1 protein-coding gene is annotated in these 1,425 nt (G+C 29.1%); it reads left to right on the top strand.

Annotated elements, in window-relative coordinates; translation table 11 throughout:
- Positions 1 to 239 precede the first annotated feature (239 nt).
- A complete protein-coding gene (locus tag K1J10_RS10480; RefSeq protein ID WP_223357325.1) occupies positions 240 to 1,121 on the top strand; it encodes an MFS transporter in 882 nt (293 codons plus the stop codon).
- The last annotated feature ends 304 nt before the right edge of the window (positions 1,122 to 1,425 follow it).

Raw genomic sequence — 1,425 nt, 5'->3', positions numbered from 1 at the left:
AGCTTACAGAACTGCTTGTGAAGCTCTAGAGGATGAGTTCAAGTAAATGTTGCACTTATTCTTGCAATTTATCAAATAAAATCCAAAGAGATAAAGTCTGGCTAGTAACTTTTCAAGTTCTTCAACTTTTTATAATTTTCATTACTATTCTATGCTTAAGATATCGCTTTGAAGTATTCTATCTTTATATTTTTAATTTTTTGTTTAGTTTATCAACAAATCTACTCAACACATTACAAATGAAGATTGTTCCAGAAACATTAGAAAATGATGAAGAAACGATAAACAAATCTATAGATGTTCAGTATATGGCTTCAAATGTGTTAGACATTATTAGTAACCTGTTTGCCTCGTTACTGTTAGGAGTGTTATCCTATTTTGTTGTTTTCAATATGAGTATTCCATTTTTTGTAGCTGCGATATACTTTATGTTGAAAATCAGGTTAGATATACCTGATAAAAAAAAGTCAGATGGTATGTCTGAAAATATAGAAAGCGAAAGTGAATCAACTTTTCAACTCTTGGACACAATTTCTGCTTTTCGAGAATCAAAATTTGCGTCTTTTATTGTAATTACAGAGTCAATTTTAAGTGGTGGAACAGATCTACTTTTAACTTTAGCCCCCTTATATCTTGTATCGGAAGGAATTCCCATTCAGTATCTTGGGTTGGTATTGGCAGTACAACGATTAGCAGATTTGACAGGTGCTTTTGTGGCACCTAGGATAAAAATATCATATAAAAAGTTTTTCTTTATTGATTATATTGTATCGGGCTTCTCTTTATTCTTAGTATTTGTAATACCAATTCCATTGATTAAGCTTTTGCTATTTGGATTATCCTTTATAATTATTGGTATATCTGGTAATATGTTTGAAAAAATGATTTATTCTGAATATAACTATGAAAATATGGGGTTAATCTACTCTACTAATTCAAGCTTATATGCTTTATTTTCAATTGTATTCTTAATAGTTCCTCAATTTTATTCGGATATACATATTCTAGGAATAACGATAAATATATTTACGGTATTAGTAGGATTTTATTTGTTATTTATTAACAATCCATTTAAGGAAAGTGAGGGAATAGAAAATGAACCAGAAAGTTATGCAGAATAATTTTAAAAAAGAACATAAAGTTGATCAGCGGTCTAAAAATATATCTACGAGACAGAATAATGGAAGTTTTAAAAAAGCTAGAAAATTTCAAGTTAAAAATAAAGGAAATAGATAGAAATCGACTACTCTGAACTGCACCCCAAAAGTTAGACAGAAAAAATCTAACTTTTGGGGTGCTTTTATTATGTATGAGGATATAGTTAAAATATATGAATTGAGAAAGCAAGGGGTAGTGTACAATAAGTTGTGTAAACACAAAAAGGAATAAATCCTGTATAGTAGAGTTGCAACACATTTACTAGAA

This window comes from Streptococcus australis, assembly GCF_019930045.1.
Taxonomy (GTDB): domain Bacteria; phylum Bacillota; class Bacilli; order Lactobacillales; family Streptococcaceae; genus Streptococcus; species Streptococcus australis_D.
Note: the sequence above shows the minus strand (reverse complement) of the source record. Positions and strands in the feature narration are given on the sequence as shown.

Coding starts and splice junctions, on each gene's coding strand:
- K1J10_RS10480 (WP_223357325.1), top strand. CDS start 240: ATGAAGATTGTTCCAGAAACATTAGAAAATGATGAAGAAACGATAAAC.